The sequence below is a fragment of the uncultured Tateyamaria sp. genome (assembly GCF_947504105.1).
GTDB lineage: Bacteria > Pseudomonadota > Alphaproteobacteria > Rhodobacterales > Rhodobacteraceae > Tateyamaria.
This window is the reverse complement of sequence record NZ_CANNGP010000060.1, coordinates 1-16,780: the sequence shown is the minus strand read 5'-3', so window position 1 is coordinate 16,780 and position 16,780 is coordinate 1. Positions and strand designations below refer to the sequence as shown.

The following is a 16,780-nucleotide window of genomic DNA, read 5'->3' as shown; positions in this document are numbered from 1 at the left end:
CGATGCGCTCGCCTGCGCGGTAGGCTCCCGCCGCCGTCGCGGTGCGTCCGGCAGACCGTTTGATCGTCTTTACGGAGAGGTGGTAGCTGGCCATCAGCGCGCCACCGAACAAAGACGCAAACGCTGCCGACGCACCGCGCTGCTGACCCCGGCCAATGGCCCCACATTGGCCCTCCGGTCAGCGGTCTTTTCCCCGGAGGCCCGCCCACCATAAGGCTGGGGCCGGAGCGGAAAAGACGGCCCCGTTGAAGGGGTGCATTGCACCTCTGAGGCGCGGGCTTGCCTATTATCTGCCCCCAGATCCCCAGCCTTATCATGGGCGGGATATGGGGACAGATGACAGGCGGTTTGCCACCGGCAAGCCCGGTTCGTGGTGGCACCGTCAGGTCCGACGCCATGAACCTCCCGCTGGGGAGACGCCAAGACCAGACCGACCCCCACCGTGGGGCATCGGGCGAGGTTCAGGCACGACACTGGGGGACGCGATCCAACGGCACACGTTGGTCCTAGAGGGTTTGGGAGAGGCGATGCCGTCTCCCATTTCGATGCGCCTTGCATCGAAGGGGTCTGCCATCGGCTGGGGCTTTGCCCCGGAGAGATCGCACGCAAATCTCGGAACCGCAGGTGGAGAGTTTGCATAAGTGCGCCCTTCACTGTTTCTCAGCTCAGGGTTTGCGTACAATGGAATCCGTTCAAGCGCAGGCCTCTCCCCCTGCCCTTTCTTGCAGCCCTCCGCCGATACCGGGTGCAGCGTCCGCCATGTTCCGCCGACAGACAGACCCAAACACCTGCACCGCTTGTTATCTGGGACGGATGGTGAATCCTTCAACCATGACGTGAACTATGCCACAGGCGGATTCTGAGAATGGCAGAGACAGAACTCGAACGGGCAGAGAAACGATACGCCCAGGCCAAGGCCCGTCTTCAGTCGCTGAAGAACCGGGAAGCTACCAGACAGCGCAAACTCGACACAAGGCGCAAGGTGATCCTCGGGGGTGCGCTCCTCGATCTGGCAGAACGGGATTCCGGCGCGGCGGCGATGCTGGATCGGCTCGTGCGCAATCTCGCCCGTGAACAGGATCGCAAGGCCTTCGCGGACTGGACGGCTCCCGGTGCGCTCCCCTCCCCGGCCCCGTCCATCGGTGATGAACCTGGCTCAGACTCTGACGGGTCTGGGTGATGCGCTCTGTCATGCTCTTCATAGGTGGGCTGGCGCGGTTCTTCTATCGTCTGATCGCGACACCCGTTTTGCTCGGATGGATGATCGGGCGCACGGCATTCGGTGCGATGATCGGTTTCCTGATCGGAGGCGTCGTCGCACTCTCCACCTTCGGCCCTCCGCTTGGTCAATCGGCCTGGGAATGGGCGGTTATCCTGCCGCCCACCTTCATCGGCGCTGTCTTCGGTTTCCAGTATTGGCGCATGGTCTCCGGAGCCGATGACTTCTTCGGGCTGACCGGTGACAGCCACGGCTCCGCCCGCTTCGCCAGCCGCAAGGAGCTGAAGAAACTCCAGGGCGGTGACGGTCTGCTGATCGGACGCAATCCCGGCACCGGCCGTTTACTGCGCTATGACGGCCCGGCCCATCTGATCACCCTCGCCCCGACACGCGCCGGGAAAGGCGTCGGCACCGTCATCCCGAACCTTCTGGGCGTGGATCGCTCGGTCCTGGTCATCGACCCCAAGGGCGAGAACGCCCGGATCACAGGCGAGGCTCGGCGGCGGCTTGGCACCACCCACGTTCTCGATCCGTTTGAGGTCTCCGGGATGCCCTCTGCCGCCTATAACCCGCTCGACCGGCTGACCCCGGACAGTCTTGATCTGGGCGAGGATGCCGCCTCTCTGACAGAGGCGCTGGTCATGGACCCGCCCGGACAAGTTTCAGAAGCCCATTGGAACGAGGAAGCCAAAGCCATCCTCGGCGGGCTGATCATGTTCTGTGTCTGCCATGAGGACCGTGACCGGCGCACCCTCGCCACCGTCCGGGAATACCTCACCCTGCCCCCGGACAGGCTGAAAGCATTGCTGGAACTGATGCAGGACAGTGATGCGGCGGGCGGGCTGATTGCCCGCGCCGCCAACCGGTTCCTCGGCAAAGCAGATCGAGAAGCGGCCTCGGTCCTGTCCAACGCGCAGCGCCACACCCATTTTCTGGACAGCCCGCGCATTGCGAAAGTCCTGTCGCGGTCGGATTTCCACTTCTCTGACCTGCGCCACCGGATCACCTCCGTGTTTCTGGTGCTGCCGCCCAACCGTATGGACGCCTACAGCCGCTGGCTGCGCCTTCTGGTCTCCCAGGCCCTCCAGGACATCGCACGGGATGCTGAGGCCGTCACAGGCGCTCAGGGGCCTTCTCAACGGCTTTCCTCCCCTACCCTCTTCCTTCTGGATGAATTTGCCGCTCTGGGCCGTCTAGAGGCCGTAGAGCGCGCCATGGGACTGATGGCAGGCTATGGATTGCAACTCTGGCCGATCTTGCAGGACATGAGCCAGCTCAAGGACCTCTACGGCGAACGGGCAAACACCTTCATCGCCAATGCCGGGGTGCAACAGGTCTTCGGGGTGAATGACTTTGAGACGGCCAAATGGCTGAGCCAGATGATCGGCCAGGAAACCACCGGATTCCAGACTGACAGCTACAAGCCGGGGGACAATCCCAGCTTCAGCAACAACCTCACAGGCCGCGATCTGCTGACCCCCGATGAAATCATGCAGATGCCGTCGAACGTCCAGCTTTTGCGCGTGCAGGGTCAGCCCTCTGCTTTGGCGCAAAAGCTGCGCTACTACGCCGATCCCGAATTTATGGGGCTGTTCGTCCCGGAAACCCATTGATCCCAAGGATGAGCCGCCATGACGGATGAACCATCATCTGACCAACCTGACTTCCCTGCCCTTTCCGACAAAGAGTTGAGCGAAACACTCGATCTTATGGCAACGGCTGTCGCCAGCATGTCTGACAGGATCGACGCCCTGACCAGGGCCGCTGACAAACAGATCAAGGTTTCAACAGACGCAAGGATCGCGGCATTCGCGGCGCGGGACCAGACGGACCCAAAGGCGTTTGGTCAGCTCGTAGGTGAAGTTATTGATGGGGAGATAGACGAAAACCTCGCGCGTATGGCCCGTATGGCAACGGACCTGCTCAAGGTTTCTAAACATACGCAGGATGTTCTCAAGAAAGCTGAAGAAGATCGGTCTGCTGCCCAACGCGCTATCTGGGAACGGGAACAGAAAGTGGCTCAGTTCAAAGCCCGCCTGCCCTGGTTTGGTCTAGGCGCTGTCGTTTTGGCTCTTACGATGACTTTGCTGCTTCCTCGTTTCATAGCATCTTTCCCCTCAGGCTGCGCTGCCCTTGGCGGTATTTGGCAAACGACAACAACAGGCGTGAATGCCTGCGTATTCTACCATCCGTAAGTTTCTTAGGGGGTTCGCTGCCATATGACTGAGCCGCAAGCTGGGTGTTATATATGTGTTAGACTCTGTGTTACGCGAATCATCACTTCCTCTATGACTTTGAAATAGCTTACTGAATTGGCTTAATTTTAGTACGTCGGTGGGTGATATTACGATAGTGGGTGTGTGATCTTACGAAAGATGGTGTGTGATCTTACGAAAGCTTGCCGGTGGGTGAAGTTACGAAGTGCCTTGCGTCGGTGTGTGAAATTACGAATAGTGCGAATATGGTGGGTGATATTACGAAACAGGATAGAACGCCTCTCCTCCCCTTGCGACATGCCCAAGGGGATTTCTTTGTGTGCGATATTTTTGACGCCGCGCCCAAGGGCGATATGGCTTCAATGGCGCATCCTATTTTTACCCTCTCGACAAAGCCTGACACCAAAAAGCGTCGCTATGTTGCCGCTGATCGGAAGAGCTACGTTGAGATCAGGCCCAACATGATTGGTCTTGCGACTGTTCATGACCGCGACGTGTTGATCTACTGCATCTCGCAGGTGATGGCGGCTCTAAACGATGGGCAGCAGGTTCACAGAACTCTCCGCTTCAAGGCGTATGATCTTCTTGTAGCCACCAACCGCCCTACCGCCGGGACCGGTTATACGGGCCTCAAAGCCGCGCTGGAGCGCCTTCAAGGCACACAGATTGAAACCAATATCACAACGGGCGGTGTGGAGCAGATCGATGGCTTCAGCCTGATCGACCGTTATCGGATCGTTCGGGAAACCCGCGACGGTCGAATGCTCGATCTCGAAGTCACTCTCTCCGATTGGGTCTTCAACGCCATTGCTGGTGACGATGTGCTGACGCTCAACCGCCGTTATTTCCAGCTCCGCAAACCCTTGGAGCGCCGTCTATATGAGTTGGCCCGCAAGCAATGCGGGACCCAGCCTGAATGGAAGTGCGGTCTGGATAAGCTGAAGGACAGAACCGGATCCACGTCTTCCGATAAGGAATTTCGACGGCTCGTGCGGGCAATCTGCAAGGCCGACGAGGAACACAACCACATGCCGGACTACGCCTTCCGAATGGATGCGGACATCCTCACGGTGAGGCCCAAGCCGGAGTTTCTGGAAAACTACACGCCAAAACCTGAACAGGACGGGCTGACCGGCGGCTACGTCCTGCCCCTGTCCCCAGATACTTTGGAACGCGCAAGAGAGTTGGCCCCAACTTGGGATATACGGGTTCTGGTTGGCGAATGGCGGACCTACGCAGCCAAACAGAAAGAACCACCTAAGAACCCCGACGCTGCGTTCCTCGGGTTTTGTAAGAGCTGGTATAAAAGGCGCGGTCGAGCCTAAACCACATACCCACATTTGTATTTTAGTTGTTTTGTGGGTTCCCACATGCATCAGATTCCACTAGCGTATCTAGATGATTATCTCGTTTCTCAATCAAAAAGGTGGTGTGGGTAAGACAACCCTCTCCATAAACGTTGCCGCACGATTGGCCTCGCAAGGTCAGAAAGTCTTACTGGTAGATGCGGACAAGCAAGGTTCCGCTACGACTTGGGCGAGCTTGCGTGATGAAACCCCGTTTCAAGTCGTTTCAATGGCGAGAGAGAATCTTGCGAAGGATGTTATCCAGTTAGCCGCTGATTTTGATGCAACTGTCATAGACGGCCCTCCTCATGCCGAAGGTATCGCAAGGGCCTGTATTATTGCTTCTGACTTTGTTGCCCTGCCTATAGAACCGTCCGGGCTTTCCACCTGGGCTTCCGACTTAACTGTAAAACAGGTCAAAGAGGCGCAGGATTTTAAAGAAACACTCAAATGTGGGTTTGTGGTTTCCCGCAAAATAGGAAATACGGTTATTGGGCGTGAAATACGCTCCATGGCGGCTGACGCAGGTATCCAGCTTTTGGACGCAGAGGTCGAACAACGTGTGGCATATGCGGAGAGCCTAACAATGGGCAAAACGATATTCGAATGGTCGCCCACCGGGACGGCTGCCAAGGAGATAGTAACTTTAACCGACGAGATTGTTCGACATGTCTAAGAAGACCTTTGCAGCAGCACCGCGGCCTAAGCAGCTCGCACCGGAACAAATAGATGCCTATGTCCATGGCGGGGCAGGGCACGACACAACACCTTCTGCGTCACCGACAGCGGAAAAACTCAAGGGTGGGCCTATGAAGAGGCTCAGCATTGATCTTCCAGAAGACGTGCATCGCCGTTTTAAAGTGGCTTGCGCGGCTTCAGGTCGAAAGATGGCGGTCGAATTGACGGCTTTCATTGAGCGCCACACGGAAGAACTTGAACAGGAAACCAACAAATGATGTTTCCAACAAATGTGGGTATGTGGTTTAATTTGAAAAACTGTCCGCAAAATCAGGGAGATATGGATCGACCTGCACATCAAAGGGCAGGGGACGCATGAACTTCAAAGAATTTGAAACGCCGGAAAAACTCCGGGGCGGCTATTACACTCCACATGATCTTGCGACGTTCTTGGTTCGCTGGATCGAAAAGGCATCCCCTTCTCGTGTCCTAGAACCTAGCTGCGGTGATGGCGTGTTCTTGGATGCTTTGGGATCGCGTAACTTCGCTGCACCTGTCCTCGGCTTTGAACTCGATGGAATCGAAGCAAAGAAGGCCAAGGATCGCGCAGCGTCTGTCGGTCTGTCGGATGTGAACATTCAGGCTTCAGATTTTCTCGGATGGGCGCTCAAGGCGATGGAGACCAAATCTGAACGCTTCGACGCTGTGATAGGCAACCCGCCTTTCATTCGATATCAATATCTGCCGCCACTCTTCCAGGATCGCGCTCAGACCATCTTCGAAAAGTTGGGGTGCAAGTTCACCAAACATACTAATGCTTGGGTATCTTTCATCCTCGCAAGTTTCGAGCTTCTGCGCCCAGGTGGGCGTTTAGCCATGGTTGTGCCCGCCGAAATCATCCATGTGATGCACGCGCAGTCTTTGCGGTCATATCTGGGTGAAAATGCGAGAAGACTAGTCGTCGTAGACCCAGAAGAGCTTTGGTTTGAAGGAACACTTCAGGGCGCTGTGTTGCTAATGGCGGAAAAGAAGCGCCGAAAAAGTGACTATGCCGAAGGTCTCGGCATTTATCCGGTGCGTGGACGAGATTTTTTGAACCTCGATCCAGAAGACGTGTTCAACGGGACGGCCCCGATAAATGGGAAGACCGTTGAAGGGAAGTGGACTCGCGCACTGCTCGCTCCTTCAAGCCGTGATCTCCTAGACGAGTTGATAGAAGCAAAAGTTGCACGTCGTTTTGATGATATTGCCCAAGTCGATGTCGGCATCGTTACGGGTGCAAACAAGTTCTTCTTGGTCCAAGATGAGACTGTTGCTCGCTTCAAGCTTCAAAAATGGGCGCATCCGATGTTCGGTCGGAGCGAACATTGCCCTGGCGTAGTTTATGATGAGGATCAGCACCAAGCTAATGCCGCAACTGGAAAGCCTACAAATTTCATCTGGTTCCAAGACACCAGTGTCGAGAAAACCGCTGCTGGCCGCAGGTATATTCAGCAAGGCGAAGATGAAAACCTTCACACACGGTACAAGTGCCGTATTCGAAAGGTGTGGTATTCCGTCCCGTCCGTCTACTCAACAGAAGTGGGAATGCTAAAAAGAAGCCATGACACGCCGCGTCTAATACTCAATAAAATAGGGGCATATACAACAGATACGGCTTATCGAATTCGCTCAAAAGAGGGAACGGCAGATCAGCTTGTATACGGGTTCTTAAATGGCCTAACAGCCCTAAGCGCAGAGCTGGAGGGCAGGCACTATGGTGGCGGTGTTCTTGAGCTTGTCCCTTCTGAAATCGAAAAGCTGCTTTTGCCACCACCTTCAAAAGTAAAACCTCGTGTTGAAGAATTGGATAAGGCTGTTCGGACTATGCCGATGGATGCGGTATTATCACTTCAGACCAAACGAGTTTTGGGTGATATGGGCTTATCTAAGAAAGATCAAAATGAGCTGCTTTCCGGGTGGAACCGCCTTCGAAACAGGCGACACCGAGTGTCGTCCGAAGCTGCTTAATCAATCTCGATAACGAACAATCCAGGCTGCTTGTCATCACGATAGAGAAACATCGTTCGATCAAGCAAATCTTCCAATGCAACCAACGGCTTCACGTCGCCCCAATGCAGTTGGGTTAAGCTGTTGTGTTGCTCATATGCCGGACTGTCGGTTCGGCTGTCGTGTGTAAGTGACATTTCAAAGACGCCGTAGTTTACATCTTTAATTACTATACGGAATTTTGCTTTTGCTCGTTCAAGGTGCTCTTTTCCAACCGCATCATCATGTTTCCATTCCAGCGCTCCGAACACGTCTTCGCGGAAGTAATGCCTCTGATCGATATCTGGAGTCTGTCCCTTGGTGAAGAACATAGAGCCAGTGGGGTTTGTCCCTGCCGCCGTTGGAATATTTAGCGGTCTGCGTGTCAGGGAATTACTTTCCCAAACCAACTCCAGATGATCTGAAACTGGCGCACCAGAAACTGGAGCTTCCACCGCAGCTTGGGCCTGAGCTTCTTCAGGCTGACCACCTGGAGCCGCTGGCTCAACATGCCCTCCGATCGGAGCGACAGCTGTAAACTTCAGCTTCTTTTTCTCCAGCTTCATCTGAGGCACTGCGTCGAGCTTACGGTCACCAGATGATTTACTTGGCGACGGAGCAGGCTTCACGCTCTCATCAGTCAATCGACCGGCCATTAATAGCGATTGGACCTGCTCCAATGTAGTGACTTCCACAACATGAGCAGGGAAGTCAGCGATCATGGCATCAATCTTGCCTTCCAAGTCCGCAACCAAGGCGGCTTCATCGGCCAATCCCAAATCAGCGACAACTTTGAGGCTGGCTTCAATATTTGAGTTAAGACCACCCACGGTCAAATTAGCACTGCCAAGAACAAGCCGCGCTTCCTGATCACTTCTGCCCAGATAGATTTTGGGGTGAAACACGACCCCTCTAGAACCTGTATCAACAGCGTATGTTTTGCAGCCACATTCGACACACGCGAGTAAGCCTTGGGCGGAAGTAATGCCATTTCGTATCCCAGCCAAAATGACTGTCTTATCCGCGATGGGTTTAAGAATATCGCTGAGAAGCCCAAAGCCTCGCTCAGTCAGAAACGCGACACTAATCACAATCCTGGAAACGTTCTCAACGGAGATAGCATCCCGGATTTCGTCGAGATGACTATCTCCAGTTATGCCCTGTAAAATGAATTTTTTTGTCATTGCGCCCACTCGATTCGACTCCCGTATCTTACAGGGGCAAGCGCAGGAGTCCCACCGAACCGGAGAGGCCAAACTCCGTTCATGGGCAATTTCAATATCTTATGGTGTTAACCTCAAAGTCAGCGGATCAAGCGCGACGCACTGTCCGCTCACTGACTTTGAACAACCGCGCAATCTCAGGGACAGCACGATGTTCCTGGTCTCTCATGTGTCGTACTTCGTCTTTCTGCGCGGCTGTAAGGGCAGGGGGCCTACCGCCGATCCGCCCGCGTTTACGAGCCGATGCCAGCCCTTCTTTAGTTCTTTCAGAAATCCGCTCTCGCTCGAACTGGGCGATGGACGCGAAGACATGAAACACCAGACGACCTGCCGGCGTCGTGGTGTCGATGTCCTCGGCCAGAGACCTAAAGCCGGCACCGTGCTCGCGGATCGTCTCGACAATCTCCAGAAGATCTTTCAGCGACCGGGCCAGGCGGTCGTATTTGGTGACGGTCACCACATCGCCGTCGCGGAGCTGCTCCAGCATACGGTCCAGCTCGGGCCTTTCCCGCTTCGATCCGCTGATCTTGTCAGCGAACAGCTTGTCAGCTCCCGCCGCTGTCAGCGCGTCGGTCTGGGCATCAAGGCTTTGGTCGTCAGTGCTGACGCGGGCATATCCAACAATCATGCCTCACTGTGACAAAAACCTGCCAAAACCGCAAAGGTTTTGCCGTAGGTTTTTGTCCAGCCTAAGCGGTTGATCTGGCGTCGGGCAGGGCAGGGCGGCACAAACGACCGTTTTTGCTTGACGTATCCTGACTAGCCCGGCCCTGGCCTTATACTTAGAAGTCAGAGAATATGAGGTGAAAACTACTACGAAACTGCTTAATCAATCTGTTCTGACGAGCATCTTCTCACTTCCAGCACATGCTTCAACAGCAGTGTTATAGACTTGCGGTGTAGTGGCAGGAGCGCCGAACGCGCCAAGTGTAACAAAGTGGATTGTCTCATCTGTCGTAACCAACTCAAGCATGTAGCTATTCGAGCCTTCATCTCTCCCCATCTGCGCTTTCCAGCCAGTGAACGCACCAGGCATATGATTTAGGCCCCAAGTATAGTGTTGAATCGACTCATGACGGGATTGGTAAAAACCAGCCATTGACCCATCTGAACCCATTACTGTTTGCACCTGCGCCTGATTTAAAGAGGTTACGGGCACACAATTCTTGAGTAATCTCATACGAGACACAAACTCCGGGTGCTGAATCTGGATAACAGGATAGAACTGGACTGCGAAATCATGGAATTCGCAGTTCTTATATGTTGCCCATCCACATTGAGAAGCAGACCCCGCCGTTTGAACCCAGTTGGAAATCTGCGCGAACGGCATCTCAAAGTAAGCCGTTGGCGTCAAAGTTGGTATTGAACTTCCAGCATTCGTTGCAACTGTAATTCCTTCCGGATTCAGCCGGTTATAGGTAAGATACTCCTCACGAATTTCGCTCACTATCTCTGACAGATCGTCCCGAAGATTTTCTAATTCACCTCGGCCACCTTCTAAAAATACGCTATCAGGCTTCGAATCCAGTAGACGCTGAGCCTGATCGTGTCTCGCATTAGCTATGACAAGCCGCTCAAAATGCACACGCCTTGCTCGCTGAATCTGATCATAAAAGTCAGCCAGTTCAGTATAATTCCCTGCGGTAGTAAACACAATTTCTGGCATATTTTTTACATCTGTGGTGTTGAACCGTAGTAGCCTTGCGTTATCCGCAGTTACTCCCTGCAAGGCTTCTGCCATAGCTGCCTTGATCTCGCCGACATTTCCTGTGCCCGCTTCAAGCAATGAGCTTAGTGCGTCCGTGTTTTCGCTTCCGCCAACACGACGATACGTCATCTGTACCGAAACAGAACTATCGGCGCTTTGCGCAGACTGAACGATATTGGCACTAGCTTCGCCTGAAGACCAAGCTGCTCTGACCGCTGCTTCCAATTTAGTCATGTTTGATTTGCTCGAAGCCGTAAAGCTATAAAATAGTGAGACCGAAGCACCAGATACGGTTTCGGCAACAACCCCGCTGCCTGCTGATTGCCGCCAAAGGTGCAAAAGATCGCCTTCAATCGCTCGATCAAGATACTGCTTGCCCAAAGTACTAAGTTGGAGGGTGCCTTCCATTTTTCGCGGCTTAAACTCCCTAGATGCCGTAATTGAAACGACAATTCTGTTCTCAGAGCGGCTACTGATTTCGTCATAGTTCAAAGACGCAGAGGCGCTGGACAGACCAAATTCAGCCTCGGCACTGGCATCAATGCTTAGTGCGTTCGCGTAGTCGCTAAAGCTACTAATTTCATTGTAGCTAAACTCAACGCCCGACAGCCCAGGTTCTTGCGAAGTCGACCTGTTGGTCCACTCAAAAAAATTGTTCCCATTCAGGTTTTCACTTGGACGCATTTCATCATAGGGATGACCCAACGTGACCGAGCTATTTGGATGATAAAAATAAGTTTCGGCAAAAACCGGCATACTGCCAACAGATACACCGACAACCGTCAAAAGGAATTTCAACATACTTTTCTCTCCTAGAATGCGAAAATATAAATATTAACGTTTGCATATAGATTCTAATATGAAAACACAGCGACCCACATCACCAACGACCGAACCCCGACCTCTCCGGGACCTCTTCAATCATCCGGTCATCTGTAATTGTTAGTATGATAAGAGCTTCTCCATCACCCGTCTTTTTAGATTGTTCAAGAATTTCATACTGCCTAGCCTCTGTACGATCAAACCAAGCGTCTGCTCCAATGATTTGAGGAAGCCTGTCGCCTACAGATTGTCCAAACACCACGTCGAATGCGGTAGTCTCTGCATCCATTTCGCTCTGGGGAAACCACCTATCGTGAAACATTGGCGCCTGTGTGAACCATTTTCGCCCCTGCCTAGTGTGACAGATCAACATACATGGCCAAATGTCGGCTTCAACTAGGCGAATTGCGGTAGCCGACAGGCTCGTATCAAACTCAGCGGCAAACTGTTCAATCACATTGAAGGTCAGCTTCCGATGATCACGCGCCCGAGGCTTTATCAGGTAGTGCGGCATCAAGAGTGAAGCTGCGTATCCATTGGCTTTACGTTCTGCGAGTTGCTTATGCTTCGGCTGGTATTCCTCAACACGACACTGGAGCTTTTTCCCGCGATGATAATGCCAATGCCCTAGTTCATGTGCGATTGAGAACCGCTTACGGCGATGCCCTCGGCTTCGATCTACAGAGATGATGGCAGTATCACGAAATCCAAGAATGTCGGCTTCACACCCGTGTAGATTACAATATCTAACTTCGGCACCCTGATCGAACGCGATGTCCTCCAAGTCAATTTCCTTGGGGTCCGTAACGCCGAGCGACTTCAAAAGCCGCTCGGCTGGATCAATAACCTTCATCAGTTATCGCCCTGCTCTGGATCAATCACGCCAAGACGGATCAGATCATTGTATTTGCGCAGAACTTCTTCATCAGTCAGATCGCTCTCGGTCTCATTGCGCGCAGCCATGGAAAGGCCTTCCTGGCTGAGCGCCTGCTTCAATGCACGGCGGGCAGTAGATATATCCACCACCTCCGCGACAACCCGCGCCGTCCGCGCAGCTTTACGTCCCGCCTTTGCGGCTTTCATCCGTTCCTTCCGCGCTTGGATAACCGTCTCTTCGAACTGCGCCCGCATACGGTCACTGATCTCAGCAGCATCACCGCCAGCTTCACCGACTTCATTGAGAATATCGTCATCAGTAGCCGCAATGAGGTCGTCGAAGAGCGCATCAGCTAGTGAAACCAGCTGCCTCCGTTCGTCGCTTCTCTTGTCGGTCATAGTGTGAACCCATTTTCGATGGCGCTGTTTATCTTGCGCCGAACGTATCGGCGCTTGGTGTTGAACCCGGTCTGATCCAGTCCAGTTATCTCGCGCAGCTCAGCCCCCTCTGTGCCGCTCAACATGCCCAGGACAATGAATTGCGCTGCATCATCGCCATCAAAAAGTTCCAGCAGGCGATTTTCAGTATCTCTGTTATGTTCATTTGAAATCATCCTCTCTTCGGCAGTTGGACCCGGTTCCTTAGGGGTTATGGCATCCAAGTTTTCGATTGTTTCATCATGTACCGACACCTCGTCACGTAGGTTTTCTACCTTGTGAAGCTCATCATGAGCGATGCTGCGGATCGCCTCTGCAACAAATCTGACCACGCTAATCTTGCGTGGGCACTTCCGTGATCCGGCAATCGCCCTGCAAAGTGCTTCCTGGACCAATTCCTCCGGTTCCACGGGATAGATCGCGTAGAGCTGAGCAACCGATCTAAGACGCAGCCAATCAGAGTTGGTGAAAGCAGCTATGCCTTCTTCCAGATCATCTCGGGTCAGCACTGCGGCTGGCTCCATGTCGTTCATGCGCTCAAAACCTCTTCTCGCAACTCCATGCTGAAAAAAATTGTGCCCTCGGACAAATCTGTGTCCGAACCCCTAGAATTTCTCCGCATAGGTGAATGAGGCCAGAAATCTGACTGGCAGAAAATATTGGAAGAACAAAATGATATACGCAATTAACTATGACCTGAAGCAACCAGGTCAAAACTACGATGAGTTGCACGAAGCAATCAAGAGTTGTGGTGCTTGGTGGCACTACCTGGACAGCACATGGCTGGTGGATACCAGCCTGACAGCCCAGGGCGTCTGGAACAAACTCTCACCACACACCGACAAGAACGACAACATCCTGATCATTGGCATCAGCCGCGACTATGCTGGTTGGCTGCCCCAAAAAGCGTGGGACTGGATCAATGCCCGCACAACGAAAATGGCTGCATAGGAAAGGAAAACAAATGTCAGGCAAAAACCAATATGTCGTGAAAAACGGCGATGGCTGGGGCGTTCGCGGTGAAGGCAACGAACGTCTCACAAAGAGCTTCGAAACTCAGCGCGAGGCAATTGGCTACGGACGCGACATCGCCCGCAATCAAAGTGCGGAACTCCGCATCCAAGGCGAGAACGGTCAGTTTCGTGAAGCTTGGAGCTACGGCAACGACCCTCACCCACCGAAAGGCTAAACAATGATCAAGATGAAGTATAAAGGTCGAACGTTTACTAACGGGCGCTCTCTGGCCAATGCGATGACCCGCGACATGAATCAACAGGTCGAGCGCACAGTGCGACAAGCGGCGGCTTCGTCTGGTGTTCGTGTTCGCAAGACTCGCAAAGGTTTCGAAGTTGAAGGCGATGCTGATCACATGGATCGTTTTCACAAGCGGCTTGGAAAGTGACGGTGGCGCTCAGACCAAACTCTCTCGGCGGCGTGATTTCCGAGCAAATCACGCCGTTTCATCAAATGAATTAGTCTCGATGTGATCTGACACCGCCCCCTTCCCAGCGAGCTGGAATGGGGACGGCGCATCTCTTGAGTGAGATGATGGTTGTCCGTTTTGATGGTGGTGCGAACCAAACCATCAAACGAGGAAACCACAATGTTGAATTCTACCGACAAGATCATCAAACACAAAACCGGCCTGCTGAACCTGGCCGAAGAACTGGGCAACGTGTCGAAGGCTTGCCAAGTTATGGGCATGTCGCGTGACACGTTCTATCGCTACAAATCAGCAGTCGATGAAGGCGGCGTCGAGGCGCTGTTCGAGCGAACGCGGCGCAAACCCAATCTGGCCAATCGCGTTGACGAGGCTGTTGAGCAGGCGGTCATCAAATCCGCCACCGATTTCCCGGCGTACGGTCAGGCCCGTACCTCGAACGAGTTGCGCAAACTGGGTGTCTTTGTCTCGCCCTCCGGTGCCCGGTCGATCTGGCTGCGGCATGATCTGGCGAACTTCAAGACGCGCCTCAAAGCACTGGAAGCCAAAGCTGCCGAAGACGGCGGCATCCTGACCGAGGCGCAGGTCCAGGCGCTTGAAAAGAAGAAGCTGGACGATGAAGCCTGCGGCGAGATCGAGACGGCCCACCCTGGGTATCTGGGCTCACAGGACACGTTCTATGTGGGCACTCTCAAGGGAGTCGGGCGGGTCTATCAGCAGACCTATGTGGACACCTATTGTAAGGTCGCGCATGCCAAGCTTTATACCACCAAGACGCCGATCACTGCCGCTGATCTGCTCAACGACCGAGTGCTGCCCTTCCATGAAGAACACGACCTGCCGGTGCTGCGGATCATGACCGACCGGGGCACGGAATATTGCGGGCGCGTCGACAAACACGACTTCCAGCTCTTCTTGGCAATCAACGATATCGACCACACCAAAACCAAGGTGAAATCACCACAGACGAACGGTATCTGCGAGCGGTTCCACAAGACGATCCTGCAAGAGTTCTATCAGGTCGCGTTCCGCAAGAAGCTCTATGACAGCATCGACGCGCTGCAGGCCGATCTGGATGAATGGCTGCACCATTACAACCACGAGCGCACGCATCAGGGTAAAATGTGTTGTGGCAGAACACCCATCGAAACTATGATCGACGGGAAAGAAATCTGGCAGGAAAAGTTCGTGAACTGAACTTCAACTGACAGATGCCGCCAGAAAAACGGCCAACTGTCAGATCACATCTGAACCACTACACATCAAACAAGATGACACGCACTCCTTCCGCACTATCCGGGTCATTAACCAGCACAAACGGCATATCCACCCCCTTCTTCTCATAAAGGCAGCGATATTTTATCTGGCCGTCGAACGGATCGCGCACCTGATCATAGCGGGAACTGTGCCCGACTCCCTTCTCGATCCAGGCTTCGACGCCCGCTCGGGTCACAAGGGACAGCGGTTCACCGTCCAGCAGGATCGTCTCGCCAACATTCATCACTTCATTCATCTTCAATCTCCAATGCTTGTTTTTAACTTGAGTCAGTGACTAAGGCCACGATCAACCTCCCTGTCGATCTCCTTCTCGCTCTCGATCTCCCGGTCCTTCTGCGGTTCATCCTCCAGCTCCAGCCGCTCGCGGGGCTTATTAATTACATCATCCAGACGCTCGCGGATCGATGGCTTCTCACCATCTTCTGCGCCCGCGTCCCGCTCGGCCTCACGATCCCTGTCCAATACCTCACGCAACCGCTCCTGCGCACTGCGCTTCGGCTCTTCGTCACTCTGCCCACCGCGCTCCTGCCCGTCCTGATCTAGACTGTCCCGCCCGGTGATCTGCGCCAACCGCTCCCTAATGTCGTCAGACGGGCGCGCGCCGCGCCCCTTCGATGTAGCAGCTCTAAGCGCCGCCAGACCGGCGGACACACGCCCCTGCCCCGCCTCGCGCTCGGCCCCATAAGTCTCCCGCGCAATGTCCAGCCGCTCGCGCATTTCGCGGAAGGCGGCACGGGCTTGGCGGGCGGCATGGACCACGGCCCCGCGTTCCGTAACCGGCACATATTCCCGGCCCTCGCGCTCGGCTGCGGCCTTCTCGCGCCGCTCCATGGAATTGGCGGCTGGCCCCAGTTTCAGCTCCGGATCGCGGTCCAGCTCGTCGGCGGATAGCGTGTCGCCACGTTCCTGTGCCGCCTCGCGCTGCTTCTCAAGCGACCGGTGATCGACACGCTCGACCTCACCGACACGCTCAAGAGCGCGGTTCTGCAACACAGCCCAGACGCCGCGCATCTGCTCGATCTCGACCCCGCCGGTCCTGGCGGAATCGAGAACCCGTGTCTTGGCCGTGAACCCTTCCGGTTCAAGTTTGCGGGTGGATGTCAGAACGTGAGCATGATGGTTGCGCTGATCGCCCTCACGATGCGGCGCGTGGATCGCCACATCAACGGCCACGCCATAGCGGCTGACCAGCTCCTCGGCAAACGCGCGGGTGATCTGGGACCGGTCCTCGGCGTTGATCTCGGACGGCAGGGCCAGCTCCCACTCGCGGGCGGTGACGGAGTTACGGCGGGTCTCGCTGGCCTCGGCTTCGTTCCAGAGCCTGGACCGATCCGTGGCCCAGTCGGGCGCATTCTCGGGGGCGACGATGAACGTCTCCTCGATGCCCTGCTTGCGGGTGTAGTCATGGACACGCCCCTCGCGCTGGCACTCGATGCGCTCGCCTGCGCGGTAGGCTCCCGCCGCCGTCGCGGTGCGTCCGGCAGACCGTTTGATCGTCTTTACGGAG

At 54.6% G+C, this 16,780-nt stretch carries 20 protein-coding genes; 12 read left to right on the top strand and 8 right to left on the bottom strand.

The window, feature by feature from the left end; translation table 11 throughout:
* The 8 genes from Q1A75_RS21520 to Q1A75_RS21485 all read left to right on the top strand — a co-directional run.
* The coding region (locus tag Q1A75_RS21520; RefSeq protein WP_299641190.1) for a hypothetical protein at positions 1 to 214 on the top strand (214 nt) is incomplete at its 5' end.
* A gap of 651 nt (positions 215 to 865) precedes the next feature.
* Entirely contained in the window at positions 866 to 1,180 is a 315-nt protein-coding gene (locus tag Q1A75_RS21515) for a mobilization protein (protein ID WP_299592910.1), read from the top strand.
* On the top strand, positions 1,180 to 2,832 hold the full coding sequence (locus Q1A75_RS21510) for a type IV secretory system conjugative DNA transfer family protein (RefSeq protein ID WP_299592908.1): 1,653 nt from the start codon (positions 1,180 to 1,182) through the stop codon (positions 2,830 to 2,832). The genes Q1A75_RS21515 and Q1A75_RS21510 overlap by 1 nt, the downstream gene beginning before the upstream one ends.
* A gap of 18 nt (positions 2,833 to 2,850) precedes the next feature.
* The gene (locus Q1A75_RS21505) at positions 2,851 to 3,414 is read left to right on the top strand and encodes a hypothetical protein (RefSeq protein ID WP_299592906.1); all 564 of its coding nucleotides are present in this window, start codon (positions 2,851 to 2,853) and stop codon (positions 3,412 to 3,414) included.
* Between the two features lie 266 nt (positions 3,415 to 3,680).
* Complete coding sequence (locus Q1A75_RS21500; protein ID WP_299592914.1) at positions 3,681 to 4,760, top strand: replication initiator protein A; 1,080 nt, start codon at positions 3,681 to 3,683, stop codon at positions 4,758 to 4,760.
* 73 nt (positions 4,761 to 4,833) lie between these two features.
* Positions 4,834 to 5,457: a ParA family partition ATPase gene (gene parA, locus Q1A75_RS21495; protein WP_299592904.1), complete on the top strand. Its 624-nt coding sequence runs from the start codon at positions 4,834 to 4,836 to the stop codon at positions 5,455 to 5,457.
* Positions 5,450 to 5,737: a hypothetical protein gene (locus Q1A75_RS21490; RefSeq protein ID WP_299592901.1), complete on the top strand. Its 288-nt coding sequence runs from the start codon at positions 5,450 to 5,452 to the stop codon at positions 5,735 to 5,737. Before parA ends, Q1A75_RS21490 begins: the two co-directional genes overlap by 8 nt.
* Positions 5,738 to 5,834: 97 nt before the next feature.
* A complete protein-coding gene (locus Q1A75_RS21485; protein WP_299592899.1) occupies positions 5,835 to 7,469 on the top strand; it encodes an N-6 DNA methylase in 1,635 nt (544 codons plus the stop codon).
* On the opposite strand, the gene Q1A75_RS21480 is transcribed toward Q1A75_RS21485, so the two are convergent.
* The 6 genes from Q1A75_RS21480 to Q1A75_RS21455 all read right to left on the bottom strand — a co-directional run bounded on the left by Q1A75_RS21480 (position 7,466) and on the right by Q1A75_RS21455 (position 13,087).
* Entirely contained in the window at positions 7,466 to 8,671 is a 1,206-nt protein-coding gene (locus Q1A75_RS21480) for a phospholipase D family protein (RefSeq protein WP_299592897.1), read from the bottom strand. The genes Q1A75_RS21485 and Q1A75_RS21480 overlap by 4 nt on opposite strands.
* A 127-nt stretch (positions 8,672 to 8,798) precedes the next feature.
* Positions 8,799 to 9,338, bottom strand: coding sequence for a recombinase family protein (locus Q1A75_RS21475; protein WP_299592895.1), 540 nt, complete (start codon positions 9,336 to 9,338; stop codon positions 8,799 to 8,801).
* 201 nt (positions 9,339 to 9,539) lie between these two features.
* Entirely contained in the window at positions 9,540 to 11,219 is a 1,680-nt protein-coding gene (locus Q1A75_RS21470) for a hypothetical protein (protein WP_299592893.1), read from the bottom strand.
* Between the two features lie 79 nt (positions 11,220 to 11,298).
* Positions 11,299 to 12,093 (bottom strand): ImmA/IrrE family metallo-endopeptidase, encoded by a 795-nt coding sequence (locus Q1A75_RS21465; RefSeq protein WP_299592891.1) that lies wholly within the window; start codon positions 12,091 to 12,093, stop codon positions 11,299 to 11,301.
* A complete protein-coding gene (locus Q1A75_RS21460) occupies positions 12,093 to 12,515 on the bottom strand; it encodes a hypothetical protein (RefSeq protein WP_299592890.1) in 423 nt (140 codons plus the stop codon). Before Q1A75_RS21460 ends, Q1A75_RS21465 begins: the two co-directional genes overlap by 1 nt.
* Complete coding sequence (locus Q1A75_RS21455; RefSeq protein WP_299592889.1) at positions 12,512 to 13,087, bottom strand: hypothetical protein; 576 nt, start codon at positions 13,085 to 13,087, stop codon at positions 12,512 to 12,514. Before Q1A75_RS21455 ends, Q1A75_RS21460 begins: the two co-directional genes overlap by 4 nt.
* Positions 13,088 to 13,226: 139 nt before the next feature.
* On the opposite strand from Q1A75_RS21455, the gene Q1A75_RS21450 reads away from it, so the two are divergent.
* The 4 genes from Q1A75_RS21450 (at position 13,227) to Q1A75_RS21435 (ending at position 15,192) form a co-directional block, all read left to right on the top strand.
* Entirely contained in the window at positions 13,227 to 13,505 is a 279-nt protein-coding gene (locus Q1A75_RS21450) for a hypothetical protein (RefSeq protein ID WP_299592887.1), read from the top strand.
* A 13-nt stretch (positions 13,506 to 13,518) separates the two neighbouring features.
* Complete coding sequence (locus tag Q1A75_RS21445) at positions 13,519 to 13,743, top strand: DUF2188 domain-containing protein (protein ID WP_299592886.1); 225 nt, start codon at positions 13,519 to 13,521, stop codon at positions 13,741 to 13,743.
* A gap of 3 nt (positions 13,744 to 13,746) precedes the next feature.
* Positions 13,747 to 13,956, top strand: a complete 210-nt coding sequence (locus tag Q1A75_RS21440) for a hypothetical protein (RefSeq protein ID WP_299592884.1) — start codon at positions 13,747 to 13,749, stop codon at positions 13,954 to 13,956.
* A 201-nt stretch (positions 13,957 to 14,157) separates the two neighbouring features.
* Complete coding sequence (locus Q1A75_RS21435) at positions 14,158 to 15,192, top strand: IS481 family transposase (protein ID WP_299592883.1); 1,035 nt, start codon at positions 14,158 to 14,160, stop codon at positions 15,190 to 15,192.
* A gap of 58 nt (positions 15,193 to 15,250) precedes the next feature.
* Here the strand turns inward: Q1A75_RS21435 and Q1A75_RS21430 are convergent, their stop codons facing one another.
* Together Q1A75_RS21430 and mobQ are read right to left on the bottom strand one after the other, a co-directional pair.
* The gene (locus tag Q1A75_RS21430; protein WP_299592881.1) at positions 15,251 to 15,508 is read right to left on the bottom strand and encodes a hypothetical protein; all 258 of its coding nucleotides are present in this window, start codon (positions 15,506 to 15,508) and stop codon (positions 15,251 to 15,253) included.
* Between the two features lie 32 nt (positions 15,509 to 15,540).
* Positions 15,541 to 16,780 (bottom strand): MobQ family relaxase (gene mobQ / locus Q1A75_RS21425; RefSeq protein WP_299641147.1); only part of this gene is annotated, 1,240 nt, incomplete at its 5' end.